We start from the raw sequence: 25781 nt of genomic DNA, 5'->3' as shown, positions 1-25781 counted from the left end.
GCAAATGAAAGAACTTCTCGATACATTAAAAATTGGCGATTTAATCATCATCATTCTACTCTTATTAATTTCCTTCTCCCCAATTGCCATCTTCACTTGGCAACAAGCACAAATTGATGGAGAGAAGCTAGTTGCTGTTATTTCTTTAGAAAATGAAGTTCTTTATGAAATTAACCTATCTGACCATGAAGGAAATGAAACGTTTGATATCCATACGCATGATCATGAAACGAACACGGTTGAAATCGTTAATGGACAGATTCAAATAAAAAGCGCAACTTGTCATGATCAAGTTTGCGTCAGAACTGGGTTTATTAGTCGAGTTGGACAAACAATCATTTGTTTGCCACATCAACTTGTGATAGAAATCCAAAATTTTGGTGAAGATACTCCTGAACTAGATCAAGTCGACATTATCAGTTCTTAAATGCCTATATATGATGGTGGTGAGTAAATGACTAGAAACCAACGACTTGTTTATATTGCTTTATTAGCGGCTCAAGCTGTTATAATTAGTTTAATTGAACGTTCAATCCCGTCTCCATTTTTCTTTATGCCTGGAGCTAAAATTGGTCTGGCAAATATTATTACATGTATCGCTTTGTATACGTTAACAGTCAAAGATGCTGCCAAAGTTGTACTCATTCGCATTGTACTGGCCACATTACTAGGCGGAACGCTATCTACATTCATTTATAGTGCTACTGGAGCATTATTTAGCTTTATCTCGATGCTTTTCATTAAGAAGATAAAATTCCTTCCTATCAGTCTTATTGGCGTTAGTATGGCCGGAGCGGTTTTCCATAATGTTGGACAATTGTTTATTGCCAGTTGGATTGCACAAACATTCGCCGTCATGCTTTATTTACCTGTGCAATCCGTGATTGGAATATTAACAGGACTTGCAATAGGAATTACGGCAAATTACTTATTAAAACATGTTGATCGATTACATTACTATATGTACTTAAAATCAACTTAATCGACAATGAAAGAAGGTTTTTACATGGAAATCCATCCATTTTGGCATGGTTATCCCGAGCTGAGGAAAAGGTTAGCAAAAGTTAATCAAGTGATTCACTCACATATTCGAATTAAAGATCAAAATATTAAAGGAATTATTAATGATGTAATAAATTCTGGTGGTAAATTACTAAGACCCGCATACGCAATACTATGTAGTGAAATTGGTCCGGAACAAGATGAGGATAAAGCAATAGCAATAGCAGCAGCGTTAGAAACTTTACACATTGCAACTCTTGTCCATGATGATGTCATCGATCAGGCAGAAACGCGAAGAGGAAACGCCACATTACATGAATTGTACGATAATAAATTTGCTATTTATGCAGGAGATTATTTATTCTCTGTCTGCTTCTCTATAATGTCTAGTTATGCAGATTCTTTATCAACAATATCGTATAACACACGTAGCATGGAGAAAATCTTATCTGGTGAATTAGAACAGCTTCATTCTAGATTCCAGCCCCCTACTAGCGTCAAAAACTATTTGTCGAGAATCTCTGGTAAAACAGCACACCTCTTTGCTCTAAGCTGTTATATTGGGGCGGTTGAGAGTAAAGCTAGTAGACAAATTGCCCGAAGAGCTTGGAACATGGGACATTATATTGGTATGGCTTATCAAATTACAGATGATATTCTAGATTATTTAGGTGATGGGGAAAAGATGGGGAAACCCGTAATGGCAGATGCTAAACAAGGGATATACACTTTACCATTAATTTATACGATGCAGTATGATAAAAATGCTGTTACAGCTATACTTGATAAAGAAGAACCACTAACAAACAACGATATAAATCAACTGATGAATCTCATCAATCAAGCTCAGGGAATCGAAAAAGCTCAAAATATCGCGCGCAGATATACAAATAAGGCTCTTCAACAATTAAACAAACTACCTGATGGGGATTACAAAGATACACTCTATCAATTAACCCAACAATTATTAAAGCGAACAACCTAATGGCTGTTCGCTTTTTATAATCTTAGATTTATTCTACTGAAGTTTCGCCTTCAACAGTTCCTGCAATATCTGCAGATGCTTCATAGTCAGCATTAGCAAATACAAGGTTACCAGTGATTGTTGCAGTCTCATCTAATACGAATCCGTCTGCTTCTACGTATACATCACCTTCAACAATACCACCTTTGAAGTATAGGTTCTCGCTTTGAACTACTAAACGTGGCGTTGTAATTGTACGTTGTGCAGTAATATTTTGATCTGCATCAGTTTCGTATGCAGCAAATTTACGATAAACATCGTTAGCTTCATCGCCTTGATTATGGAAAGTACCAGCTACAACTAACTCTTCCTCTAAAGTAATATCAGTTGTTGGGATAATAATCCATGAACCATTTTCTGATGAAGTAGCTTTAAGTTCTTCTGCGTCTCCTGCGGAAGAAGCTGCTGATACAACATCTGTACCTGTGTCAGTTCCTTTATCTGCTTCTTTATCTGTGTCGTCTCCTCCACACGCAACTAACAGGCTTACTGCTAAAAGCATTGATAAGAATAATTTAAATTTCATTTGTGTCCCCTCTTTCTTTTTGTTTGTTCAATAATGTACAAAGATTATATTAGCATGTTTTTTAATATTTGTATATATAAATATTAAAAATAGTTATAAGTATACAAACTATCTTTGACAATATTGTTAACACTGTTATCATAACCGTTTTTGCCTCTAGTTAAACTAAAAAAAACAAAAAAGTTATTAGAGTACAATGCTTGTAGCTCTAATAACTTTGTAAGTATATCTATTGTAATGATTGATTTAATTATGACTTGACCTACCTATTACTATAAATGAGACAGCAAATAAGTCTTATCTAGCACCTCTTCCACCGCGTTTAGATTCTGTATGCTTACGCAATGTCGCTAGACGATCTTCAGAATCCTTTAGGAAACGGTCAATTTTTGCTTCGAAATTCTCTGAGCGCACTGGTCTTGATGGCTTCCGACGCCCTTGCCCTTGATCAGGATTATCCTTTGCCTTCTTAATTGACAATCCAATCTTACCATCTTTTTCAACATTAATGACCTTTACTGTTACACTATCACCTACAGTTAAGTGTTCATTAATATCTTTCACATAATTATCGGCAACTTCACTAATATGAACAAGTCCTGTCGTCCCTTCTTCCAATTCAACAAACGCTCCGAAATTAGTGATACCCGTTACCTTACCCTGCAATTTGCTGCCTACTTCGATTGACATAAAAAAAATGCTCCTCCTTAAATTTAAAAAACATATATAAATATACGTACTCAACTACATTATAGCTAAGCAATGAAAACTCTGTCAATAAGCTGGAGCCTCTTCTAGAAGTTTAAAAACAATTTCCCCTTCTTCGGTAAAGAAGTAGTTGGTTTTGGCAATCCGTAGAACATAGGATTCATCTTCTAATAACTTAATTTCTTCAATCAAGGCAGATTCCTCAGCTAATAACTCTTGTTTCTCTTGTTGTAACATTTCATACTGAGCTTTCTTCTCCGCATAGAGGCCTCTTTGACTTAGATGGTATGTAAATAGACTGGAGAAGGAAATGATTACAATCGCGCCAAACAAAATTAACCGCCTCTTTAATAGACGTTTTCTTTTACGTTGTCTTTCCATGTGTGCATCATATTGATTCATATATGGGGAGTCGATTCGAGATACTTTTGAATGTCTTCTTTGCATGACACGCGATCCTCCTCTATTTCTGTTTACGATTTAATACCCTTTCTATTATCTTACTACACATTTTGGATAATGAAACTAAGTACTTTCTCACATTTTTCGGTATGATTAGTAGTATCGGCCTAAACAGCCAACCTATCATTATCAACAAAAAGGAAAATATTTTTAATACCATCATTATAACAAGATTTATGACTGTTAAAAAGGCTAAAACTAGTAATTTTATCGGTTTAATTATAATTGTTGTAATTGTTTTTTTAATAAATAGTAAAATAGCCTTAATAAGCTGAATAATTCTTGCTAAAATCCTTTGATAGACTTTTCTAAACCGAAGGAAATAGAGCCAATAGCCAAATATAATCGCAATGATAAAGTAAAGACGAACTTGACCGCCATTAACTTTTACAAGTAGGTAAAATATAACCATACTCTGTATTAACCAAAAAACTAGCTGACAAAGCCCCTTAACTATACGCGAACCCTTTATTGCCTGAATTATTCGCTCATTTGTATCAAACATACAACCTAAATAAAAGCCAACTATACCCATCGTAATAAAAGAGGCGAATTGAATCTCAATTGTCATTTAAAGAGTTTCCCGAGAAAACCCTTTGTTTGATCATTTTGGTGGTCATCTAAGTATGAGAAATCAAGGAGTTTCCCCCTAATCTCTACTTTACCTTTCGTGACATCCAATGTTTTAATTTGTAAATTGTCGCCTCTAATCATTAGGTATCCTAAAACTGTTTCTAATAAAAACTCTTCACTATCAAAGCTATCAACTTCTTTTACGCCTGTGATTTCAATTAATCGTCTATTACGTACTTTTACTTCATGTTCTGTTGATTGTACGGGTGTAAATGAATGATTGGTTTCTTGTAACATGCTAGTCCCTCCTTTTATATCAATAACAAGATATGTAGGAGAGGCAATAGATAGAACATCTTTAAGATGATATTATTAATTTTCTTTTGAAATTTGTTCTTCTTTTAAAACGGTATAAAGCGTTGCAGCATCTTCCTTACGTGTAGTATCTTTTAAATCTGTTACTCTAATAGTAACTATCTTTTGGCCAAATTGAATCACAATTTCGTCGTCAATCGCAACTGTTGAAGACGCCTTTGCTACATGACCATTAATTTTCACTCTACCTTGGTCAGCAACCTCTTTGGCTAACGGACGTCGTTTAATTAAACGAGATACTTTTAAAAATTTGTCTAATCGCATCTTAATTATCTCCTCTATTTTAGTTTTTCTTTGCCTTTTCCCAAAAATGATCTAAATCTTCTAAAGTTAAATCGGTCATTTGCTTCCCTAGCTTGTCTATTTCAGACTCCATGTATTGAAATCGATCTTTAAACTTATTATTAGTTCTATTTAACGCCAAATCACTACTAATTTGATAATGACGTGCTAGATTTACGATCGTAAAAAGAAGATCACCAATTTCCTTTTCAATATCTGTTGTTTCTCCCTGCTGAATAGCTTCTGTTACCTCTTCTAACTCTTCAGTTAATTTTTCAATGACTGGTGTAGCTGTATCCCAATCAAAACCTACTTTAGCAGCTTCCTTTTGTAGGAGGTCTGCTGTGACTAATGTAGAGGCAGAGAAAGGTATCCGATCAAGTAATGATTGATTAATTTCATTATTTTGCTCACGTGCTTTAATGATCTGCCAGTTCTCCATGACATCTTGTTCATTTGCTACTTGAACATCAGAAAAAACATGCGGATGTCTTCGAATCATCTTTTCAGTAATGGAACGAATCACATCATCGATGGTGAAAAATCCGTGATCTTCACCAATTTGACTGTGCAACATAACTTGCAGTAATACATCACCAAGTTCTTCGATAATGTGATCATCATCTTCTTCATCAATAGCGTCGATTAATTCATAAGCTTCTTCAATCAAATATTTTCGTAACGATTGGTGTGTTTGTTTTCGATCCCACGGGCAACCATTTGGCCCCCTTAATGTCGCAATGACCTCTCTTAATCGGGTGAATTGATGCGGCAAGGCTTCTTGTGTAATAGGCTCTACATAAACACTTGTAAGGTTACTTAATTGAATAACTTGATCCAACTCTACTAACGGGACACGTATAGTCTGTTCTGCTGAGCTTCCAGCTGCTTCTACGACAACTACTGGGTGATGAGGCGGTAAATCCTCTAAAAGCGTCAGCTTTACGTCTGAAGCAATCATCTGGTCGTAAACCTGACAAAATATAAGATGACTCGTATAATCGATTTGGCTTCGTTCAAAACTAGTTGCATCTAAAAATTGAAAACCTTCAATGGGATCAATTTTTACTGCAGTAAATAGATCATCGAGAAAACTTTGACCACCACTAATTTCTACCTTAACATCAGTTTGATCAAGTAACATTTGAACAGTGCGTTCAGCTAACATTGGATGCCCCGGGACTGCGTAACGAATGAACTGATGTTGTTGTGCTAAGCTTAATAGTTGGCGAACAATCTCTTCATAAACTGCTTCAAAATGGTCATGCGCTTGATAGATCGAATCAAATGCTTGAAATGTAATATTTTCTTGTTTAAGCGAATCAAGTACAGGATGATCTGCTGTCCGGACAAACAACGGGACGTTCTGTTCTATTAATTTTCGATAAGTACCTAGATTAAGCTGATCGATATCACCAGCTCCTAAACCAATAATCTCTATTCGACACATAGTTAATCAACCCTTTTTAATAAATTTAAGCGGTAAAACTTCTTGCTCCTCTTTAGTAAAGACAGCAAATTTCTTTAAACTTAATATATAAGTGGTAACTCCAATCACAATCATGCACACTAGATAAATGAATTGACCGAATCGACTAAACTGATAGAATTGGGCTTTCCCTAACAAATTCAAACTATAAACTACTACTCCCATAATGGACAGGGCAGTCACTAATTTAAACCACGGCACTACAATACGGTCTAATTCATTTGTATGTCGCTTTAAGTAGTAGACATTTAGTAATAAAATGATGAGTGACGATAACACTGTTGCCAAAGCGCCACCCTTAATTCCCCACATAGGGATAAGCATCAAGTTTAAAATTAACTTCGCAATCATACCTACGATGACAAATAGCGCCGTTTGGTATATATAACCTAATCCTTGCAGGATTGATGCTGTTGAAATACTCAATGCCGAAAAAATAATCGTGACAGAAAAGATTCGTAAGCTTATGGAACCTAAATCTACTTTAAAAAGTAATGTATTAACCTCAGGAAACAGCACAATCAGTCCTACTGTTGCTCCACTAGCCAAATAAAGTGTAAACCGCCATGTACTCGCAACATAACTTGTAAATCGCTTCCGATCATTTTTTAGTCTCAATTTTGTGACTGATGGAATTAATGCTAATGCTAAAGAAGAAGCTGCAACAATTCCGAATTGAGCCAATGGTTGCCCTCGATCAAGTACTCCTTTTAAAACTTGAGCATCAAAAAGCGATATGCCTGTTTTCCTTAGCAAAGGAACAAGTGTAAAAACATCAACGAATTGTAAGAGCAAAAGAACCATATGATTGATCGCTATTGCTAATCCATAGCCAATGACTTCTTTAAATAAATTTTTATTAGTCACTTGCTCAATCTGAGCATTATTAGAATATGTCCTTTCTCTTCTTGCATAAAATAACATTAAACTCATTAGAGATAGTAAGCTACCAATAATCGTAGCTATCGCTGTTCCAAACCCAACATCATATAAAGAACGATTTAACTTCACAATTAAATAAGCTGTTACAATAATTAAACTAACCCGAATAACCTGTTCAACCATTTGTGAAATCGCTGTCGGTATCATATTATTTTCACCTTGAAACAGGCCTCGGAAATATGAAACAAAAGGGACGAGTAGAAATGAAAAAGCACTAACTCGAATAGCAGGAATCAATCCAATATCACTCATTAAGCGTGCCAATTGCGGCGCTAACATATAGATTAATATAAATACAGATCCTGAACATATCATCAGGTAAGCTAATATCCTTTTTCTTAATTGCTGATTATTCTGGTTCGATTGTCTAGCGATTATGCGTGATATTGCAGCTGGAAATCCATATAAGGCTAGTACCATCGACGCACCAATAAACGGATAGATCTGTTGATAGATGTAAAAACCAACATCTCCAGTCAAATTTTGCAATGGGATTCTATAAATTGCACTTAAAACTTTACCAAACAACCCTGCATATGTAAGCAAAAATGCCCCTTTAAAAAATTGCTGTTGTTCATTTTGTTTGCTCATGATAATATTTTACCCTTCTTCAGTATAAAATCATTTTCATTATAGCATAGACACCTTTGCATGAAGCGTTCAATCTGTTGAATAACCTTGAGTTTGACATTTAAAAAACAGTAGGCGATTTGCCAAGCTAAATAACCCGAACATTAAAATGTTCGGGTTAATAAAACAACATTTACTTTTTATGGCGCTATCACTGCATTTGTTTTCCTAAGAAGTTTGCTGCAATTTCTAATGTGACTTTTTCTTCATTAGTTGCTTTTTCATCTTTTGAGAACACGATAATCGCACCGACTGGATCACCGTTAGCTATGATAGGTTGGATAATGTATGATGCATTAATTACTGCGTGATCTTTAACCAGCTCTAACGCAACAAATGACTCCTTCACTAATGGTTGTCGATCTTCCATGACACGCTCAATTAGATCTGAAACACTCTTATTCAAATATTCCTTCTTATTTGAGCCATCAACGGCAATAAAAGTATCTCGGTCAGAAATCAAAACAGTCTTGTTAAGTGAAAGAAACAACGATTCTGCATATTCTTGAGCAAAATGACCAAGTTCCTGAATTGGAGAATATTTCTTTAATATTACTTCTCCTTCACGGTCAACGAAAATTTCTAGTGGATCACCTTCTCTAATTCTTAACGTTCTTCGAATTTCTTTAGGGATAACCACTCTTCCTAGATCATCAATCCTTCTAACAATACCTGTAGCTTTCATATGTTTGACCTCTTTTCTTTAACAAATTTAATTCAATTCACTGACTTAGCGTTTGGAAAATCTTCTTGTTGTAAAAGTATGGACCCCGTGGTTTTTAAAAAAAGTAACACTTTACATTTATATTCCCATTATTTTATAGGATAAACATTTCAGTGTATATTTAGTATGGTTAACCAAATAGAGAACTATACATTATTCTCTCTTTAAATTTTCTAACGCAGTTAAAAATGATCGAACATATTGATAGCGCTCTGGAAGAATGTTTTTCTGAAAAGTGAAAGTTATTTTTAACTTATTTTGCTCTGTACCTAACATTATCATTCGACCAAAATCAACAGCATAATTAAATAATTTCTCTCCATCAACTTCCCGACTCATCTTCTCATTAAATATGATGGTAATCTTATTTTTAACTTCTTTAATGGTCTCAACATAATGTTTCTTAGCATCGATACGTATTTGACAAACAGTTAGCAAGTTTTCAACCTCTTTAGGATAATCTCCAAATCGATCAGTTAATTCATCGATTATATCATCAATACCTTCTTGACTATCTACCGCCTGGAAGCGTTTATACATGGCAATTTTCTGTTTACTATCTGAAATATAGTGGTCAGGTATAAATGCTTCAATTGCTAAACTTAGTTCCGGCTCGATAGATTCTTCAACTTGATCTTGTTTTAGTTTTCTCTTCTCAATCGATTCAGCTAACATATCAGAATATAAATCAAAGCCTACTGAATCAATAAACCCATGCTGTTCAGCACCTAATATATTTCCAGCCCCGCGAATAGATAAATCACGCATTGCAATTTTAAAACCAGAACCAAGCTCTGTAAATTCTTTAATAGCTTGTAATCGTTGTTCAGCAACCTCTGACAGTACTTTGTTTTTCTGGTAAGTGAAATAAGCGTAAGCAATTCGATTACTTCGCCCTACACGACCTCGTAATTGATAGAGCTGACTTAATCCCATTCGATCAGCCTGATCAACAATCAGTGTATTTACATTTGGTATATCAACGCCAGTCTCTATAATCGTAGTACTAACTAAGACATCGTACTCACCTTCTAAAAACGCGAGCATTATATTTTCTAATTCAGTTTCATTCATTTGTCCGTGAGCAACAGCAACTCTAGCTCCTTCAACAAGATTCTCAATTTCCTGTGCTTTTTGCTCTATATTTTCAACACGATTGTATAGGAAGAAAACTTGACCACCTCTCCCTAGTTCTCTTTCAATAGCTTCTCTAATAAAGACTGGATTATATTCCATGACATACGTCTGAATTGGGAATCGGTTCGCTGGTGGTGTTTCAATAACTGATAAATCACGAACGCCAAGCATAGACATATGTAACGTTCTAGGAATTGGCGTAGCCGTTAAAGTCAGGACGTCTACATTAGTTTTAATTTGCTTAATTCTCTCTTTATGCTTAACACCAAATCGCTGCTCTTCATCGACAATAAGCAAACCTAAATCTTTATAAACAACATCTTTTGAAAGTAAACGGTGTGTCCCGACGACAAGATCAACGACACCCTCTTTTAACCCTTTTAGTGCATCTTTCTGCTCCTTTTGTGTCCTAAAACGACTGAGCAATCGTACTTCAATCGGGTAATCATGGAACCGTTCAATAATGGTCTCAAAGTGTTGCTGCGCCAAAATTGTCGTCGGTACAAGGAATGCAACTTGTTTACCATCCATGATTGCCTTAAAGGCAGCCCGTATCGCTACTTCTGTTTTACCATAACCAACATCACCACAAAGCAAGCGATCCATTGGTCTAGCCCTTTGCATGTCTTGCTTTATTTCCTCAATACTACGCAACTGATCTTCTGTCTCTTCATATGGAAAAGCATCTTCAAATTCCCTTTGAAGTAGTGTATCTTCACTAAAGGCATAACCTTTTGTCGCTTCTCTTTCAGCATATAGCTTGATTAATTCATCAGCGATATCTTCAACTTTAGATTTGACTTTACTTTTTACTTTTTTCCACTCTGTACCGCCAAGCTTATATAACTTCGGCTCCTTCGCTTCTGATCCTACATACTTTTGAACGAGGTCAATTTGATCGATTGGAACAAATAAACGATCGTCACCCCGGTATTTAATTAACATGAAATCCTTTTGAACACCTTGCACTGTTAATGTTTCAATACCAACAAAACGACCAACACCGTGGTTAACGTGAACAACGAAGTCTCCTTCTTTTAATTCGGTATAACTCTTCATACGTTCAGCATTGGATAGCTTTTGTCGCTTTTGTTTACGTCTGTTCAATTTAGCTTTAAACAATTCTTGATCCGTTACAACCGCCAACTTTTGCATCGGTAATTCAAAACCACTCGATATATTTCCTACCATGATAACTGGTTGTTTAATTGGAAGTGTCGTTGTTTCATCAGCCAATCCAGCTTCAATATGATAATCAGCTAAGATTGATTGTACCTTTTCAGCTCTTGTATGCGTTGGGACTAAAAATATCACTGAGTAATCAGCACGATTCCAACGTGTAATCTCACCTTGTAATAGATTCATCTGTCCATGGAATTGCTGCATTGGACGACTTGAAAGGTTCACAATATTCTTTGGTGAGGTGTTTGGTACATGCCTTAAAAATACCGTTAAATAAAGTTTTTGCTGAGTCATTTGGCCCCAAATATGACGCCAATCATTTGAAAAGGTTAAGTCACGTACAATTTTTTGGTCAGATAATAGAACTTCTATTAATTCAAGTTCTTCCTGGTCTAGCTGTTCAGCCGTTTCCTGAATCCTACCTATTTCATCTAAAATTATTAAACCATCTTGTCCTAAATAGTCTAGTAAACTAGCAGGCTCTTCATAAAAATAGCGACTATATTTATATAGTTCTTGAAACGTTTCATTTGTCCGCAAAAGTTCTATCTCTTCACCTATATTTCCTTGTAGATTCAGTTTGGTCTTTTGGTCTTGAATTTGACTTAACGAACTTGATAGACCTTGTTCTAATCGATCCGCGATCCGACTTATATCTTCATCCAATAGAAGAAATTCACTTGTAGGTTTTAGTGTAATACTATTAATTTTCTCTAGTGAACGTTGTGTTGCAATATCAAAATAACGTATTGAATCAACTTCATCATCAAATAATTCAATCCGTAATGGGTTCGACTCAGTAATCGGGTAGATATCAATAATTCCACCCCTCATACTAAACTCACCTGGATTTGTTACCATATCGACACGCTCATAACCCATTTTGACCATCATCGTTAAATGATGACTAATATCAATACTTTCACCAACTTGGTAATCAAGAATAAACTGACCCCAATATTCAACAGGTGGTAAAATTCGCTTTAAGGCAGCAACGGGAGCAACTAGGATATGATCATCATGCGCTAACCAAGATGTCAATGCCTCAATTCTCTGACTCCTTAGTTCAGGACTTGAGATTGCCATATCTGCAATAAGCAATTCATTGACTGGATAGAGATGTACTCGATTAGGATCTATCAGTTCAGATAAATCTTCATAAAGCTGTTGAGCTTGTGTTAGTTGATTACTGACAAGCAACATTCGCTTTTTTACTTTTCTTTGGATTGCAGCAATCCAAACACTTCTTGCAGAACCTGATAAACCGGTGATTAATTGTTCATCCAGCTTAGAATTTATTCCAGATATTATTGAATCGATATCTTCATGTTCTGATAAATATTGATCAATCCCTCTCATTTTTTATCCCCCTATAATAAAACACAACTTGTTGTGTACGTGCAAAAACGCTTTGGCTACTAATAACCAAAGCTTTCTTACTTGTTTACTTTAATTAGTTAATGAATAAAGAACTCTAATTCTCGGTAATTTGGATAATGATACAAAGCTGACTCACAACTTTCACAAATAACAAATACATCCGCTTCATTAGGATGATGATAATAAATCATCTCTCGTTTTTCCTCGTCAGTCAATTGATTGAATCCTAATTGTTCCAAATTTAACCGGTCATGACTTAATTCGGCTATTGTTGTATAACAATGCTTACACCGATAATGGATCAACACAAATAATGACCTCCTTATTAACAATACAACTATTATTTCCGATAAAAAGGTCATTATACATCCTATATAACTTAATTTTGCTATTATCATAAATTATGCATTTGTTTTAATTATATGCATTCATGACGTCAAGAAATGGTTTATCCATCCAGGCTTCACATGCATCAGCTGCAATACTTATGCTATCAGATACAAGGCCATTCTCTGCCTTGGAGAACTTGCCTAAAACATAATCAGTAACAGTTATACCTGTCTGTGGTCGATCAATCCCAATACGAATACGATTAAACTGTTTCGTTCCAACTGTCTGGATAATTGAGCGCATTCCATTATGGCCACCGTGACCACCTGTTTGTCTTAATCTCACTTTACCTATTGGCAAATCAAGATCATCATATATGACTAGTAATTGACTCGGTTCAATCTGATAAAAATCTAGTAACGGCTTTACTGAATCTCCCGACAAATTCATATATGTCTGTGGCTGTAGTAAAACGACTTTCTCTCCATGAAGCGATTCTAGACAATAGTGACCATTGAATTTTTTCTTATCTAGCGACCAACCATGGCGATTTAATAATTCATCAATTACCATAAAACCAACATTATGTCGTGTTTTTTGATATTTCCGTCCTGGATTACCTAATCCAACAATACATTTCATCATTTTCCCATCTTTCTATCAAGCGTATATATGCATCATATTTTACTTGCTTTTCAGCTAAAAATAAAGCAATACCATTTAAAATAGGCTAACGGGGATCTCCCATTAGCCTACTATTACGATATTATTCTGTTGCTTCTTCGCCTTGTCCACCTTTTTGGTCAACAAGTTCTGGTTCAACATCCCCATCTTCTGCTGGTTCTAGAGTTTCCTCAGCTTCAGGTGGTGTAATTGTAACGATTGTTGCATCAGGATCTTCAGTTATTTCGTAGCTATCTACTTTTTCTAAATCGCCAACTGAAATTGCATCACCTATTTCTAATTCCGCTACATTAACCGTAATAACCTCTGGTATATCAGCAGGCTTTGCTCTTACTTGTAATTCATATAGCGGTTGTTGTAGGACACCACCGTTAGATACTCCTACCGGCTCTCCTTCTAACTGAATAGAAACAGTAACATCCATTTCTTGAGACATATCAACAACATAAAAATCTGCGTGAATTAATTCATCACGGAGTGGATCCATTTGATATTCATGAAGCATGACTTGAACTGCTTCACCTTTATCAACGTCAAGTGTAATAACGGCGTTTCGTCCTTCATCACGAAGGGTTTTCAATAATTCAATGTTTTCTACCGCTATAGTAACTGGTTCTTTATCTTTACCATATACAACTGACGGAACAAAACCTTTATCTCTTAACTGTTTCGTGTAGGATTTTGTTAAATCATCTCTACGTTCTGCCTTTAACTTCACTGCCATAATTCCCATCCTCCATATTTAATTGATATTCATTCGCAATCATCATGTTATATAATAAGCGCGAAAATCTATTTTCTCACCAACAAGTTTGTCCAACTTGTCGATTGGTGAAAACTAATAATAATAACTGATGTTCCCGTTGCCTATATCTATTAAACAGGTTTTTGAGTAATTAATCAAATAAGACACTTACAGGTAACTGTTCGTGCACTCTAATAATCGCCTCGCTAATCAAAGGCGCCACTGATAATACCGTTACTTTATCTGTCAATTTCTCTTCTTGTAACGGGATCGTATTGGTTACAACTAAATCTTTTATTGGGGATTGTCCAATTCTCTCCATTGCTGGACCTGATAAAACAGCATGTGTACAGCAAGCGTAAACTTCTTTAGCACCATTTTTAATCAATGCGTCTGCAGCTAGACTAATTGTTCCAGCCGTATCGATCATATCATCAATTAAAATTGCTGTCTTACCTTGAATATCACCAACAATATTCATCACTTCTGCAACATTTGGTCGTGGACGTCTTTTATCAATAATCGCAATTGGGGCTTTTAGACGTTCAGCTAACTGACGTGCTCGTGATACTCCACCGTGGTCAGGTGAAACAATCACCAGTTCATCTAATTGCTTACTTTCCCAATAATCGCCTAAGATCGGTACGCCTACAAGCTGATCTACTGGTATATTAAAGAATCCTTGAATTTGTGGTGCATGTAAATCAATTGTAATGACTCGTGAAGCCCCAGCCACTTGGAGAATATCAGCAACTAGCTTTGCTGTAATTGGCTCTCTTGGCTTTGCCTTTCGATCTTGACGTGCATAGCCGTAGTATGGAATAACAACGTTAATTGTTGCAGCTGACGCTCTCTTTAAAGCATCAATCATAATGAGTAATTCCATGATGTGACGGTTAACAGGGGCACATGTTGATTGAACCACATAGACATCACAACCTCTAACACTTTCCTCAATATTAATTTGAATCTCGCCATCACTAAAGGTTGAAACAGAACACTCACCTAATGGCACACCTATTAGTTTTGCGACGTCCATCGCTAACTCCGGATTTGAATTTAGCGTGAAAACTTTCAACGTACGATCTTGATATCCCCTCGACATTTAGTCAAACCTCCATAATACTTATTTTGATGTTTTTTTAATTTTTTTCGCATAGTTTTCTTTATTTATTTGTTTTGATCTAGCAATTGATAGAGCGTCATCCGGTACATCTTTATTGATTGTTGATCCAGCAGCAACTAAAGCACCTTCTCCTATCGTTACTGGAGCAATTAAATTGCTATTACAACCAATAAAAGCACCATCTTTAATAGTTGTCTTGTACTTATTTTCCCCATCGTAGTTAACAGTAATCGTCCCACAGCCAACATTTACATCTTTACCGATTTCTGCATCGCCAATATAACTTAAGTGTGAAACTTTACTTGCATCTTGAATCAATGATTTCTTCACTTCTACAAAATTACCAATTTTAACATGATCATGAATTTCAGATTGCGGTCGTATATGAGCAAATGGACCAATGTGAACATTTGACCCAATTTCACTTTGGTGCACGACACTATGCTTAATCGTTGTAGAATTGCCAATGTGACAATCTTCTATCTCTGAATTTGGTCCAATAACAGTATCACTTGAGATCGTTGTCTCACCTCTAATAATTGATCCAGGTTCAATTATTACATCTGGGTCTATTTTAACAGAAGGGGAAATGTAAGTTTGATCAGGATCAACTATCGTTACACCATTCCTCATATGATACTCATTTACCCGTTTTTTCATAAGTTTTTCAGCATGAGCTAATGCGACGCGATCATTAACCCCGATTGTTTCATTAGCATCATCCGTCATATATGCACTTACTTTTTCATTTCTCATCTTAGCAATCTCTATTACATCTGGCAAATAGTACTCGCCTTGTGCATTCTCGTTAGTCACATCACTTAATGCATTAAAAAGAAATTGATTGTCAAAGCAATATGTACCTGTATTGATTTCCGTTACTTGAAGTTCTTCTGAAGAGGCATCCTTATGTTCAACGATTCTCTCTACGCCGCCATGTTGATTACGTAGAACACGTCCATATCCAGTTGGATCTGACATTTTAGCTGTTAAAACCGTTACCTTAGCTTCAGTTTGCTGATGGTAGGTATAAAGTTGCGCTAGAGTTTCCTTAGTTAATAAAGGTGTATCTCCACATACAACGAGCGTGATACCTTGTTTATCTTTAAGTAAGGATTCTGCCTGCTGTACAGCATGACCAGTACCTAATTGTTCAAGTTGATTTGCATAAAGAGTCCGGTCACCCAGTTGCTCTTTAACCTTCTCTGCTCCATGACCAACAATGGTAATAATTCTATCCAAATTTAAAGCTTCTAACTGATTGATCACATGCTCCACCATCGGAATCCCCATTACAGGATGAAGAACTTTATAAAGTTTAGATTTCATCCGTGTTCCTTGACCTGCAGCAAGTACAATTGCATACTTATTTGACATTCTAGGAAACCTCCATCAATTAATTTACTTCACACTAAACTTACTTAACTTCAAAACAACTAGATTACAGTCCATCCAACTGTAATTAAAGTAATTGTTAAATAAAATTATACCATTAAAAAATATATCTTAAAAGAACACGAATTTCAACAGCAGCTACAAATTATCTACTTTTTGGCATAGAAAAAGTCTAATCAAATTGATTAGACTTTTGTACAAATAAAAATTATGACACACTTGCTTCTTCATACTTTTCGGCTTGTTTGAGAACGCTCTCATATTTAGCCAATACAGCATCTTGAATTTTCGCTCGCATATTCGAATTAATTGGGTGAGCAATATCACGAAACTCCCCATCAGGCGTACGCTTCGATGGCATTGCAACAAATAGGCCATTGTTACCATCGATTACCCGAATATCATGAATAACAAACTCATCATCCAAAGTTATCGAGGAAATTGCTTTCATCCTGCTGTCACTTTTTACTGTGCGTAATCTTACATCTGTTACTTCCATTATGTTCACCACCCTTTTCTTTGCACTTGCAGTTCTAAAGTTATAGATTCAACAAGATAAGGCAAAAATCCTGCTTAATTTGATAATTTTGAAAAAAACTTTAATTTTTTCTCTCTTTTTATCGCTTTAATGGAATTTTCATACAAATCATTCAAAGGTTTGGCCTACATAATCGTTATTTGATTCGAACAGCACCAGTGATTAACACTAATTAATTGAAATAATTTCCTCTTACTACTTCGATCTCTTTATTTCGATCATCTACATGCGCAATCTTCAGTAATGAAGTATAATCCGTTACAACACGCTCATCTTCTTCGTCCTCTGCTTCAGCTAATACACCTATAGCAGCAACAGTTGCATCAAATTCCTTTAATAAACTCTTCATCCCATCAATCGTCCCGCCAGCTTTCATAAAGTCGTCAATAATACAAACTGTCGAGCCTTGTTTTAAACTACGGCGAGTTAAGACCATCGACTGAATTTTCCTTGATGAGCCAGATACATAATTGATACTAACTGTAGATCCTTCAGTTATTTTTGGATCCCTACGGGCAATGACTACTGGAACATTTAAAAATGAAGCAACGGCATAAGCTAGCGGAATACCTTTTGTCGCAACAGTAACGACCACTTCAATATTTAATGAGGCAAAAGCTGTCGCAAATAAACGACCAATTTCCCTTACTGTTGTAGGTTCGCCAAGTAAATCACTCATAAATAAGTAACCACCAGGTAATATTCTTGACGGGTCATTAAGTCTTTCTGCTAATGAATCGACAAATGCCATGCTCTTTTGTTGATCATACTTAGGTATATAGCGAATCCCACCTGCTGCACCAGGAATAGATTCCAAGTATCCAATGCCCTCAAACTTAAACATATTATCTATTATCGTTAAATCTTCGCTTATTGATGATTTTGCAGCATCATATCGCTCAGAAAAAAAAGGTAAAGAAACAAGATCTAGTGGATGTTCTAATAGATAGTTCGTCATTCCGACTAAACGATCACTTCTTTTCATTATTTCACCTCTCAAAACCGAATATTTTTTAATAAATATATCATTTTATTCGTATTTGTTCAAGCTAATAATCAAGTTACATCTAATATCTCCGTAACTGTTGAAAAATAAGCAAACAAAAAGAGCAGTAAATTTACTGCTCATTAGCTGGTACTGCTTTTTTCTCTTCAATGAAGTTTAATTCTACTGTCTCTGTTAAGATGTCTGCATAGCTATAAGACACACGTTCAAATGCATTCTCATCTTGATCTAAAGCAACGATGAAAACTGAAGGATATGTCTCCGCTAGAACTCCATGACGCTCTACTGTCTTTCTTCTTCCGCCATTTGCTATCAGTTTTAGGCGTTTTCCGATCTGATCATCTAAGGCACTCTTAATTTCAGCTAAAGTTTTTGCCACTATACTCCACCTCTCTGATCCAATTATAGCACAAAAAAACGTAATAGTCAATAAAATATTCAATTATAACAGGATACTATTTTGATTGTCAATACATTTTTTCATTTTGCTATAATTCAAAACTCTGGCGATTATTTGTTAGTATTATGGCTTCAGCTAGTTAAATTATTCATCAATCTGGTAAATCGCATTACAATTGTTCATTCTTCTGTCAAATATGGCATACCCGTCCGTAAAAATCCACGAGTCTCAATACCACCTAATCCCTTTTCTCCAGTTAGTGTATTTCTAAGCACATCAGACACTGTAACTTTATCCATAAATGAGGTATACGCAAGTTTAGCTGTTATATAAACCGGATCAAGTGCATGAATATTAACCCTTGAAGGTGAGCTGGCAAAATTTGCACCTGCTCGAATAATCGATTGAAAATGTGATTGACATGCTCCAGCAAAAATAACAAGCTGGTCTAGATTTGATTCAACTCGACGCGCCTCTCGAACTGCTTCAACAAAGTATTTAGAATGTCGGTAAGCTTTTAAATCCTTCTTACTACCCCTTTTTTCAGAATAAGCGTCATGACCAGTAATGACAAGTAAATCTGGCTGTATACGCTTAATTAAGCCAGCGATCTCTGCTGGCATATCTGCTTCTAAAATATGAAGGCCATGAACCTGCAAACCAATTCTTTGGTAAAGATCTATACATTTCTTTAAATAATTCCGATCTCCATCTAAGTGGAGCACGCGAGCAGGCAGTTGAAAGTAACTTTGCTTCTGATAGCCATCAGAAGCTTCGTAGTTGCGTTTTTCTTTCATCAACTGATAATCCTGTCGAAATAGTCGAAATGAATAATCGACCTGTTCTTTCTCGGTTTCCAGATACCTTTCAATTTCTCGATCTGCTACCTTTTCTAAATCCGATAAAGGTGCATCCGCCTCTAAACGTAGATCCTCACCATGAAGAATCGCTGTCTCACCTTCAATTGATCCGATCCGAAAGATAATATCGTGCTTGTGTGACCTGCGCGTAACAAGATCACCAATAATAAAGTCCATCCCCCAACGCCTCCTTCCCATCTAACCCTAGCTTATGTTAAAGATGAATACGAGGTGCATTGCCTAAGTCAAAATAATTTAATTAGTGGATCCCTTAAACTGATTCCTAATTTCTCTATAAAAGCTAAAACACCTCATTTAAACTATTGACAATAAATACCTAAAAGTTATAATGTCTATATATTACAAAAGGAGGGATAGTATGGGTAATTTGAGAAGAATCACCTTATTGCTATTAGTTATTGTATTTGCAACAAATATATTTAATTCAATTACTGTTGAAGCTGCTATAAGTAAACCAACAAAAACATGGGATTTAACAGAAGAGGGACAATATAAATTTTCAGGTAAAGCTTCTGGATCTATGCTTTATACAAATTACAAATTTACTAACGCATCTAAAGTGCGAATCCATGTAAATAACACGCACAAAACAAAAGACTTAGAAGTTAAAGTTGTTAAAGACAGTGGCTTGTTTCCAACTCAGAAAAAGGTTAAAGTTCCTTCTAACGGAAAAACAACATTTGATATTTCACTAACCAAAGCAGATAAATATTTCATTAGCTTTAAAGCACCAAGTAACTTTTCAGGATATATTAGAAAACAATGAGTTTAATCGCTACCTATTTACAAAGCATGTTTATATATAGCTTAATTGGCTTGTTTATATATGGGGTTCCTAGAATTATCCTCATTAAAAAGAAACAATTAAAAATCTATTGGCTCCGCGAAATAATACTATCTCTATTCGTAGCTTATCTGAGTGGCTTGCTTTCTCAAACAATTATGCCAGACTTCACATTTGGGGTAGATAGTCTTACTAGGGAACTGTACTTTTGGTTTAATTTTGATAATATAAATGCCAATATAAATCTTATACCGTTTAAGTCAATTACTGAATACCTTTATACGACTAACTCTGCAGTTGATGATTGGGGAGCAATATCCTCACTAAATCTATTAGCTAATTTAATGTTATTTTTACCTTTAGGTATTTTTGCACCACTTTTATGGATAAAGCTACGTTCATTTAAAAGCATTTTGTTATTAGGTATTGGCTTTGTTACAACAATTGAATTCATTCAATACTTTATTGGTCGTAGTTCTGACATTGATGATATTATCCTCAATAGCCTTAGTATCTTGATTGGGTTTAGTATCTTTAGACTATTACAGCTTGGATACGATAGGTACAATCAGAAAACGAGGTCAACGAACTTAGCAACAGACAAATCCTAATTGAGATAGGGGGAGGTGACTAACCTCCGTCCCTCTCACACCACCGTACATACGGTTCTCGTATACGGCGGTTCCAAATTATGTCGAACGCAGAATCTCATATCTTGCAGATATGATCTTTAACCCTAGGTTAGCCCAGTAGGCTTTGCCTAGGGTTCTGTGTAGTATTGGACTTTTCGCGATACGCCAGTATGCTTTTCGAGAGTTTCCCCATTCATAAGCTTTCTGTGGAGAAATCCCTAACGATATTAGATTCCTTACTTTCGTTCTGGGTAATTTCCATTCTTTCCAGCGTATCATTCGAAGTCTTCGACTTAGCCATGATTCTAATATTGTTAGATTGCTTGGTGTATCAATTAATTGATAATAACCCAACCAACCGACTAGATAGCTATTTAGTTTATCAATACGTTGCTCCATAGATATACGTTATTTCCTTGATGTTAATTGTCTTATACGAGCTTTGAACCGCTTGATGGTTTCTTCTGCTAATCGGATTTTAGGTTGCTTCTTATTCCATGTAAAGCTAAATCCCAAAAGTTTACGTTTCCATGGGCGGTCTACTGCGCTTTTCTCACGATTTACCTTGAGGCGTAGTTTCTTTTCAATGAAAGTCGTGATCGATTCCATCACACGTTCTCCTGCTCGGCTTGACTTCACATAAATATGGAAATCATCGGCATATCGGACAAATTTATGACCACGCTTCTCTAGTTCCTTGTCTAATTCATCCAGTACGATATTTGAAAGTAGTGGACTTAACGGGCCACCCTGAGGTGTTCCTTCTGTCATTGGGCTGACGAGCCCATTTTCCATTACACCCGCTTGTAGAAACTGACGAATGAGATGCAGTAATACTTTGTCCTTAATTCTAGTCGCAAGTCTCGCCATAAGGCGATCATGATGCACTTTATCGAAGAACTTCTCTAGATCCATATCTACAACCCAGCGATATCCTTCTTCAATGTAAGCTCTTGCCTGTTTGACCGCTGTATGCGCCCTTCTATTTGGACGGAATCCATAACTGAATTCTGAAAATGTCGGATCAAATACTAGCGTTAGTTGTTGGGCAATTGCCTGTTGGATAAGACGATCTGTCACTGTAGGGATACCTAATTTTCTAACTCCGCCGTTAGGTTTCGGGATTTCGACCCGTCGCACGGGTTGCGGTTGATAGGTACCAGATAACAGTTGTTCACGCATGGTATGCCAATTCTCCATCACATACACCCTTAGGTCTGTTGTGGGCATTTGGTCAATACCATGGCTTCCCTTATTCTTTTCTACGCGTTTGATTGCTTTTAAAAGATTTGGTCGTGACAGAATCTGTTCCATCATTTGATATTCCTCCTGCGTGAATCACGGTTCTTCTTGTGCCATTCCATTCTCCACCCTCTTTAAGTCCCTGATGGGATTCACCATCTCCTCCTTAAAGTAGGTTGTTATCTTTTACTGCTTCATTGAACGGAATGAACGCCTAGATGTGATTCTTCATACTTGGTTCAGTCCTTCCCTGTTTCCTTAAGTAAACAGGTACTATGACGTCTGCTGACGCCTGTTGTTCAACAACCCTTCACGGAGTTGCTTACCATGTGTGCATGGCGTTCCAACAGGTTCTCCCCAGGTAAGGGTACAGACTTTCCCTCCATGTCCCCGCCTCATTTACTCTATAATACCTTTGACAGTAAGGACTTTGTTTTGTGTTGCAAACTCATCCAGTATTACTTAGCCTTATATGAGGTTCGTGTTCCTCGGAGCGGAGGTTTGCCGCCGACTTCCTTCAGATATGACGGTCACTTGTCATATCCTTGTCTTAAGCTACAGCTACTACTGCCTTCACTGTTCGGGACTTTCACCCTAGAGTCTGCACCCATGCTGGGCACACAACAAAACGAGTGATCATTTAAAATGGTCACTCGTTTTATTTGCATTTATCATGGAAGATCGCGGATTAGAATTAACAAAAAGTATTTGCCAAATTTGCGAACTCCCCAATCGATAATGTTTCAGCTCTGCGATCGCCACTTATTTCAGCTTGCTTTAATTTTTCCTCAACCATTTCTTTATCATACTTGCCTTTAAAAAAGCTCACTAAATTATTTCTTAACGTTTTTCGTCTTTGTGCAAAACTCGCCCTAACAAGACTAAAGAAAAATGGCTCATCTTCAACATGGACTGGTGGCTCTTTACGGAACGTTAAATGTAAAACAGCTGATTCAACATTAGGTTGAGGCATAAATGCTGTTTTTGGTACATTAAACGTATGTATCGCCTCTGTATAATACTGAACCGCGATTGAAAGTGAACCATAACTTTTACTATTTGGCTCTGCCGCCATTCGCTCTGCAACTTCCTTTTGAATCATGACCGTAATACTTTCAAGTGGTAATCGTGACATTAACAATTGCATAATAATCGGTGTTGTAACATAGTATGGTAAATTCGCTACCAGCTTAATCGGCTGACTAGGTTTAAAGTGTTGATTAATTACTGCTTGCACATCTGCTTTTAGGACGTCTTCAAAAACTATTGAAATATTATCATAATCAGCAAGAGTCTCTGCTAAAATAGGCTCTAAACGTTGATCAATTTCAAATGCAACAACGTGATCAGCTGCTTGTGCAAGTTGTTCGGTTAATGCCCCCATGCCTGGACCAATTTCAATCACACCAACATCTTTTGTAACACCCGCAACGTTTAATATATTATTTAAAATATTGACATCAATAATAAAATTTTGTCCTAAACTTTTCTTAAATGAAAAACCAAACTTATTTAAATAAGCCTTCGTTTGGCTTGGTGTTGCAATTGCCTTTTCTTTACTCATTGTCTTCCTCCTGAAAAATAATCTCCATCTCAGCTTTTAATTGCTCAGGTGTAATATCGAACATCTGGAGCCTTTTTAGTAATTGCTTACCATTTGCGTAACCAATTCGCAACCGCTCGGTTAACTTTTCACGTCTAGCCTTAGCCTTTGTTCCACCAATTAAACCAAACTCAATTAAATCATCTCGACTAATTAATTGTTCGTCGGTTTGAACAAGTTCATATATATCAGCTAGAGCCGCTTCAAGTGATGCTTTAGTTGCATGTTCAATTCCAATCCCTTTATCAGATTTTGCTCTCGCTTCATCCTTCGTTAGAAAAGCATGCTTACATCCTGGTATAGCCTGATCAATAATATGACGAATCCGCTGTCCGGGATAGTCTGGATCAGTAAAAATAATCACACCACGCTTTTTCTTTGCATGCTGAATTTGATCGAGTACATATTGATCAATTGCAGAACCATTTGTTTCAATTGTATCAACATTAAAAAACTGTTTAAGTTTTGCTGTATCGTCTTTACCTTCAACGACGATAATTTCTTTGATTCGCATTTAAAAAAACTCCTGACCGTAATAAAACTTCTCCTGTATTATAAACTTCCGATTTTAACAAACGCAAGTAATCATCACAAATAAGAAAACCCTTGTTAATCTATTCATTAACAAGGGTCGTTATATTAATCTAAAATAGTGACTTTAACTGTCTTACGTCCCCAACTTTTAGCATCTGCTTTAGTTGGTACATGAACATCAATTTTATTTCCTTTAATTGATCCACCTGTATCACCGGCAATTGCTTCTCCATAGCCTTCTACATAAACGCGTGTTCCTAAAGGGATCACACTCGGGTCAACTGCAATAACTTTCATATTAGGATTGTTATTTAAGTTAATCCCTGTCGCTGTCACGCCACTACAACCACTGCAACCCGCTGTATAAGCAGTTGAAGACATGGTAAAAGTTTTTGAACCGCTCTTTGCACTTGTCGAGCTAGAGCTTCCACCACGAGAAACAACCTTTTGGATGACCTTAGTTCCAACAGCTACTACTCGTTGCTCACTTTGCTTTTTAACTTCTTCACTGACTAATTCACGAGACACTTCTTTACCATTTTCAATGATGACTTTATATTTCTTCTCAATTAAACCATCTGAACCAGATGCTATAACCTTCTCTTTACCTTTTTCAATTGATGCATCATTTCTACGAACAGTAGAAAACTCTATTTTTTCTTCAATGACATCTGTAACTTCTTCAACTCTTGTAATACTTACAGTCATGTCCTGTTCTAGTTCAGCCTCTTTCTTTGGCTCAAGACGATCAAGTTCATTTAATTCAATCGCCTCTGATTCTAATAATTCACCAACTGTATTCGCAGTTGTCCAGACAGACTCTTCTTCTGTCGCATCTTTAATTGTCACTTCAATCGCACGATTTAAAATAATATTAAGTTCTTCTACAATCGCTTGATTAGGTGATAAGTTTAAATCGTCGTGCTCATTTACAGTTACATTAATTGCATTGAAAAAGTCTTTAACTGTATCCTCAGTTGTATAATGAACTTCATCCACCGAATCAATCGTTAAGATGATCTGCTTTGCTTTTTCTAAACTTAAATTCATACCAGATTCTATTTCATCATCAAGTAAATGTGACAATTTATCATGCTCACTTACTTCAATACCCATTTCGGCTAAAAACTCGCCAACAGTATCCTCACGTGTGATGAAAGTTTCAGTTACATTATTATGCGTAAAGTTAATTTCAGCTTTTGTAATTTCTAGAAATGTAATATAACTAATAACAATGATAGCTATAACACTCACAAGTGAAATAAAAACCTTGTTTTTTAATACTGGCAATAGCTTAGATACTAGGTTCATGCTATTAAGCCTCCTTTTTGTTATGCGCCAGTATTATATAAACATTTAAAAAGGTTGTCAAATCGGGCTTTTTAAATTTGTTACAAATAAAACCCTTGATTTATCAAGGGTTTGACCGCAAAAATAGTGCTTAT

The 25781-nt window shown here is 36.1% G+C and carries 27 protein-coding genes and 1 pseudogene; 5 read left to right on the top strand and 23 right to left on the bottom strand.

What is annotated here, in order from left to right; genetic code table 11:
• Nucleotides 1-4 precede the first annotated feature (4 nt).
• From AXY_RS00350 to AXY_RS00340, 3 genes are read left to right on the top strand one after another with little or no spacing between them, the layout of a single operon-like run.
• The gene (locus AXY_RS00350; RefSeq protein ID WP_015008809.1) at nucleotides 5-427 is read left to right on the top strand and encodes a NusG domain II-containing protein; all 423 of its coding nucleotides are present in this window, start codon (nucleotides 5-7) and stop codon (nucleotides 425-427) included.
• A gap of 27 nt (nucleotides 428-454) precedes the next feature.
• Nucleotides 455-982: a Gx transporter family protein gene (locus AXY_RS00345; protein ID WP_015008808.1), complete on the top strand. Its 528-nt coding sequence runs from the start codon at nucleotides 455-457 to the stop codon at nucleotides 980-982.
• A 24-nt stretch (nucleotides 983-1006) separates the two neighbouring features.
• Nucleotides 1007-1987, top strand: coding sequence for a polyprenyl synthetase family protein (locus tag AXY_RS00340; protein WP_015008807.1), 981 nt, complete (start codon nucleotides 1007-1009; stop codon nucleotides 1985-1987).
• A gap of 28 nt (nucleotides 1988-2015) precedes the next feature.
• On the opposite strand, the gene AXY_RS00335 is transcribed toward AXY_RS00340, so the two are convergent.
• The 19 genes from AXY_RS00335 to yabG all read right to left on the bottom strand — a co-directional run bounded on the left by AXY_RS00335 (nucleotide 2016) and on the right by yabG (nucleotide 19697).
• A complete protein-coding gene (locus AXY_RS00335) occupies nucleotides 2016-2552 on the bottom strand; it encodes a hypothetical protein (protein WP_015008806.1) in 537 nt (178 codons plus the stop codon).
• 297 nt (nucleotides 2553-2849) lie between these two features.
• Nucleotides 2850-3242, bottom strand: a complete 393-nt coding sequence (locus tag AXY_RS00330; protein WP_015008805.1) for a S1 domain-containing RNA-binding protein — start codon at nucleotides 3240-3242, stop codon at nucleotides 2850-2852.
• An 84-nt stretch (nucleotides 3243-3326) separates the two neighbouring features.
• Nucleotides 3327-3707, bottom strand: a complete 381-nt coding sequence (locus AXY_RS00325) for an FtsB family cell division protein (RefSeq protein ID WP_015008804.1) — start codon at nucleotides 3705-3707, stop codon at nucleotides 3327-3329.
• Between the two features lie 16 nt (nucleotides 3708-3723).
• Nucleotides 3724-4293, bottom strand: coding sequence for a spore cortex biosynthesis protein YabQ (gene yabQ, locus AXY_RS00320; protein WP_015008803.1), 570 nt, complete (start codon nucleotides 4291-4293; stop codon nucleotides 3724-3726).
• Nucleotides 4290-4592: a sporulation protein YabP gene (gene yabP, locus AXY_RS00315; protein ID WP_015008802.1), complete on the bottom strand. Its 303-nt coding sequence runs from the start codon at nucleotides 4590-4592 to the stop codon at nucleotides 4290-4292. Before yabP ends, yabQ begins: the two co-directional genes overlap by 4 nt.
• A gap of 75 nt (nucleotides 4593-4667) precedes the next feature.
• A complete protein-coding gene (locus tag AXY_RS00310) occupies nucleotides 4668-4934 on the bottom strand; it encodes an RNA-binding S4 domain-containing protein (RefSeq protein WP_015008801.1) in 267 nt (88 codons plus the stop codon).
• A gap of 19 nt (nucleotides 4935-4953) precedes the next feature.
• Nucleotides 4954-6402: a bifunctional methyltransferase/pyrophosphohydrolase YabN gene (gene yabN, locus AXY_RS00305; RefSeq protein WP_015008800.1), complete on the bottom strand. Its 1449-nt coding sequence runs from the start codon at nucleotides 6400-6402 to the stop codon at nucleotides 4954-4956.
• Between the two features lie 6 nt (nucleotides 6403-6408).
• Complete coding sequence (locus AXY_RS00300) at nucleotides 6409-7974, bottom strand: putative polysaccharide biosynthesis protein (RefSeq protein ID WP_015008799.1); 1566 nt, start codon at nucleotides 7972-7974, stop codon at nucleotides 6409-6411.
• A gap of 190 nt (nucleotides 7975-8164) precedes the next feature.
• A complete protein-coding gene (spoVT, locus tag AXY_RS00295; protein ID WP_015008798.1) occupies nucleotides 8165-8698 on the bottom strand; it encodes a stage V sporulation protein T in 534 nt (177 codons plus the stop codon).
• A gap of 192 nt (nucleotides 8699-8890) precedes the next feature.
• Nucleotides 8891-12415, bottom strand: coding sequence for a transcription-repair coupling factor (mfd, locus tag AXY_RS00290; RefSeq protein WP_015008797.1), 3525 nt, complete (start codon nucleotides 12413-12415; stop codon nucleotides 8891-8893).
• Between the two features lie 98 nt (nucleotides 12416-12513).
• The gene (locus AXY_RS00285; protein WP_015008796.1) at nucleotides 12514-12744 is read right to left on the bottom strand and encodes an anti-sigma-F factor Fin family protein; all 231 of its coding nucleotides are present in this window, start codon (nucleotides 12742-12744) and stop codon (nucleotides 12514-12516) included.
• Between the two features lie 106 nt (nucleotides 12745-12850).
• Complete coding sequence (gene pth, locus AXY_RS00280) at nucleotides 12851-13408, bottom strand: aminoacyl-tRNA hydrolase (RefSeq protein WP_041450057.1); 558 nt, start codon at nucleotides 13406-13408, stop codon at nucleotides 12851-12853.
• Between the two features lie 124 nt (nucleotides 13409-13532).
• On the bottom strand, nucleotides 13533-14174 hold the full coding sequence (locus AXY_RS00275) for a 50S ribosomal protein L25/general stress protein Ctc (protein ID WP_015008794.1): 642 nt from the start codon (nucleotides 14172-14174) through the stop codon (nucleotides 13533-13535).
• A 172-nt stretch (nucleotides 14175-14346) separates the two neighbouring features.
• The gene (locus AXY_RS00270) at nucleotides 14347-15300 is read right to left on the bottom strand and encodes a ribose-phosphate diphosphokinase (protein ID WP_015008793.1); all 954 of its coding nucleotides are present in this window, start codon (nucleotides 15298-15300) and stop codon (nucleotides 14347-14349) included.
• A gap of 21 nt (nucleotides 15301-15321) precedes the next feature.
• Nucleotides 15322-16698, bottom strand: coding sequence for a bifunctional UDP-N-acetylglucosamine diphosphorylase/glucosamine-1-phosphate N-acetyltransferase GlmU (gene glmU / locus AXY_RS00265; RefSeq protein ID WP_015008792.1), 1377 nt, complete (start codon nucleotides 16696-16698; stop codon nucleotides 15322-15324).
• 226 nt (nucleotides 16699-16924) lie between these two features.
• A complete protein-coding gene (gene spoVG, locus AXY_RS00260) occupies nucleotides 16925-17215 on the bottom strand; it encodes a septation regulator SpoVG (RefSeq protein ID WP_015008791.1) in 291 nt (96 codons plus the stop codon).
• A 211-nt stretch (nucleotides 17216-17426) separates the two neighbouring features.
• Entirely contained in the window at nucleotides 17427-18239 is an 813-nt protein-coding gene (gene purR / locus AXY_RS00255) for a pur operon repressor (RefSeq protein WP_015008790.1), read from the bottom strand.
• Between the two features lie 133 nt (nucleotides 18240-18372).
• Nucleotides 18373-18639 carry a biofilm formation stimulator Veg gene (gene veg, locus AXY_RS00250; RefSeq protein WP_015008789.1) on the bottom strand — a complete coding sequence of 89 codons (267 nt, stop codon included), beginning with the start codon at nucleotides 18637-18639 and terminating at the stop codon, nucleotides 18373-18375.
• Between the two features lie 200 nt (nucleotides 18640-18839).
• Entirely contained in the window at nucleotides 18840-19697 is an 858-nt protein-coding gene (yabG, locus tag AXY_RS00245) for a sporulation peptidase YabG (RefSeq protein WP_015008788.1), read from the bottom strand.
• A 202-nt stretch (nucleotides 19698-19899) separates the two neighbouring features.
• On the opposite strand from yabG, the gene AXY_RS00240 reads away from it, so the two are divergent.
• On the top strand, nucleotides 19900-20307 hold the full coding sequence (locus AXY_RS00240) for a hypothetical protein (RefSeq protein WP_041450056.1): 408 nt from the start codon (nucleotides 19900-19902) through the stop codon (nucleotides 20305-20307).
• A gap of 26 nt (nucleotides 20308-20333) precedes the next feature.
• Nucleotides 20334-20936, top strand: coding sequence for a VanZ family protein (locus AXY_RS00235; protein ID WP_172634996.1), 603 nt, complete (start codon nucleotides 20334-20336; stop codon nucleotides 20934-20936).
• A gap of 78 nt (nucleotides 20937-21014) precedes the next feature.
• Here the strand turns inward: AXY_RS00235 and ltrA are convergent.
• The 4 genes and pseudogenes from ltrA to AXY_RS00215 form a co-directional block, all read right to left on the bottom strand.
• Nucleotides 21015-22274 (bottom strand): annotated as a pseudogene (gene ltrA, locus AXY_RS00230) (group II intron reverse transcriptase/maturase).
• A 619-nt stretch (nucleotides 22275-22893) separates the two neighbouring features.
• The gene (rsmA, locus tag AXY_RS00225) at nucleotides 22894-23763 is read right to left on the bottom strand and encodes a 16S rRNA (adenine(1518)-N(6)/adenine(1519)-N(6))-dimethyltransferase RsmA (protein WP_015008783.1); all 870 of its coding nucleotides are present in this window, start codon (nucleotides 23761-23763) and stop codon (nucleotides 22894-22896) included.
• Entirely contained in the window at nucleotides 23756-24316 is a 561-nt protein-coding gene (rnmV, locus tag AXY_RS00220) for a ribonuclease M5 (protein WP_015008782.1), read from the bottom strand. The genes rsmA and rnmV overlap by 8 nt, the downstream gene beginning before the upstream one ends.
• A gap of 125 nt (nucleotides 24317-24441) precedes the next feature.
• The gene (locus tag AXY_RS00215; protein WP_015008781.1) at nucleotides 24442-25647 is read right to left on the bottom strand and encodes a G5 and 3D domain-containing protein; all 1206 of its coding nucleotides are present in this window, start codon (nucleotides 25645-25647) and stop codon (nucleotides 24442-24444) included.
• Between the last annotated feature and the right edge of the window lie 134 nt (nucleotides 25648-25781).

This window comes from Amphibacillus xylanus NBRC 15112 (assembly GCF_000307165.1).
Taxonomy (GTDB): domain Bacteria; phylum Bacillota; class Bacilli; order Bacillales; family Amphibacillaceae; genus Amphibacillus; species Amphibacillus xylanus.
Note: the sequence above shows the minus strand (reverse complement) of the source record. Positions and strands in the feature narration are given on the sequence as shown.

Bases quoted from the DNA above. Each gene is read 5' to 3' on its own strand.
- AXY_RS00350 (WP_015008809.1), top strand. From the start codon at position 5: ATGAAAGAACTTCTCGATACATTAAAAATTGGCGATTTAATCATCATC.
- AXY_RS00340 (WP_015008807.1), top strand. From the start codon at position 1,007: ATGGAAATCCATCCATTTTGGCATGGTTATCCCGAGCTGAGGAAAAGG.
- glmU (WP_015008792.1), bottom strand. From the start codon at position 16,698: ATGTCAAATAAGTATGCAATTGTACTTGCTGCAGGTCAAGGAACACGG.
- rnmV (WP_015008782.1), bottom strand. From the start codon at position 24,316: ATGCGAATCAAAGAAATTATCGTCGTTGAAGGTAAAGACGATACAGCA.
- AXY_RS00215 (WP_015008781.1), bottom strand. From the start codon at position 25,647: ATGAACCTAGTATCTAAGCTATTGCCAGTATTAAAAAACAAGGTTTTT.
- AXY_RS00310 (WP_015008801.1), bottom strand. From the start codon at position 4,934: ATGCGATTAGACAAATTTTTAAAAGTATCTCGTTTAATTAAACGACGT.
- purR (WP_015008790.1), bottom strand. From the start codon at position 18,239: ATGAAAAGAAGTGATCGTTTAGTCGGAATGACGAACTATCTATTAGAA.
- AXY_RS00235 (WP_172634996.1), top strand. From the start codon at position 20,334: ATGTTTATATATAGCTTAATTGGCTTGTTTATATATGGGGTTCCTAGA.
- AXY_RS00300 (WP_015008799.1), bottom strand. From the start codon at position 7,974: ATGAGCAAACAAAATGAACAACAGCAATTTTTTAAAGGGGCATTTTTG.
- spoVT (WP_015008798.1), bottom strand. From the start codon at position 8,698: ATGAAAGCTACAGGTATTGTTAGAAGGATTGATGATCTAGGAAGAGTG.
- AXY_RS00335 (WP_015008806.1), bottom strand. From the start codon at position 2,552: ATGAAATTTAAATTATTCTTATCAATGCTTTTAGCAGTAAGCCTGTTA.
- spoVG (WP_015008791.1), bottom strand. From the start codon at position 17,215: ATGGAAGTAACAGATGTAAGATTACGCACAGTAAAAAGTGACAGCAGG.
- pth (WP_041450057.1), bottom strand. From the start codon at position 13,408: ATGAAATGTATTGTTGGATTAGGTAATCCAGGACGGAAATATCAAAAA.
- rsmA (WP_015008783.1), bottom strand. From the start codon at position 23,763: ATGAGTAAAGAAAAGGCAATTGCAACACCAAGCCAAACGAAGGCTTAT.
- AXY_RS00325 (WP_015008804.1), bottom strand. From the start codon at position 3,707: ATGCAAAGAAGACATTCAAAAGTATCTCGAATCGACTCCCCATATATG.
- AXY_RS00345 (WP_015008808.1), top strand. From the start codon at position 455: ATGACTAGAAACCAACGACTTGTTTATATTGCTTTATTAGCGGCTCAA.
- AXY_RS00330 (WP_015008805.1), bottom strand. From the start codon at position 3,242: ATGTCAATCGAAGTAGGCAGCAAATTGCAGGGTAAGGTAACGGGTATC.
- AXY_RS00275 (WP_015008794.1), bottom strand. From the start codon at position 14,174: ATGGCAGTGAAGTTAAAGGCAGAACGTAGAGATGATTTAACAAAATCC.
- AXY_RS00270 (WP_015008793.1), bottom strand. From the start codon at position 15,300: ATGTCGAGGGGATATCAAGATCGTACGTTGAAAGTTTTCACGCTAAAT.
- AXY_RS00240 (WP_041450056.1), top strand. From the start codon at position 19,900: ATGGGTAATTTGAGAAGAATCACCTTATTGCTATTAGTTATTGTATTT.
- yabN (WP_015008800.1), bottom strand. From the start codon at position 6,402: ATGTGTCGAATAGAGATTATTGGTTTAGGAGCTGGTGATATCGATCAG.
- mfd (WP_015008797.1), bottom strand. From the start codon at position 12,415: ATGAGAGGGATTGATCAATATTTATCAGAACATGAAGATATCGATTCA.
- yabP (WP_015008802.1), bottom strand. From the start codon at position 4,592: ATGTTACAAGAAACCAATCATTCATTTACACCCGTACAATCAACAGAA.
- yabQ (WP_015008803.1), bottom strand. From the start codon at position 4,293: ATGACAATTGAGATTCAATTCGCCTCTTTTATTACGATGGGTATAGTT.
- yabG (WP_015008788.1), bottom strand. From the start codon at position 19,697: ATGGACTTTATTATTGGTGATCTTGTTACGCGCAGGTCACACAAGCAC.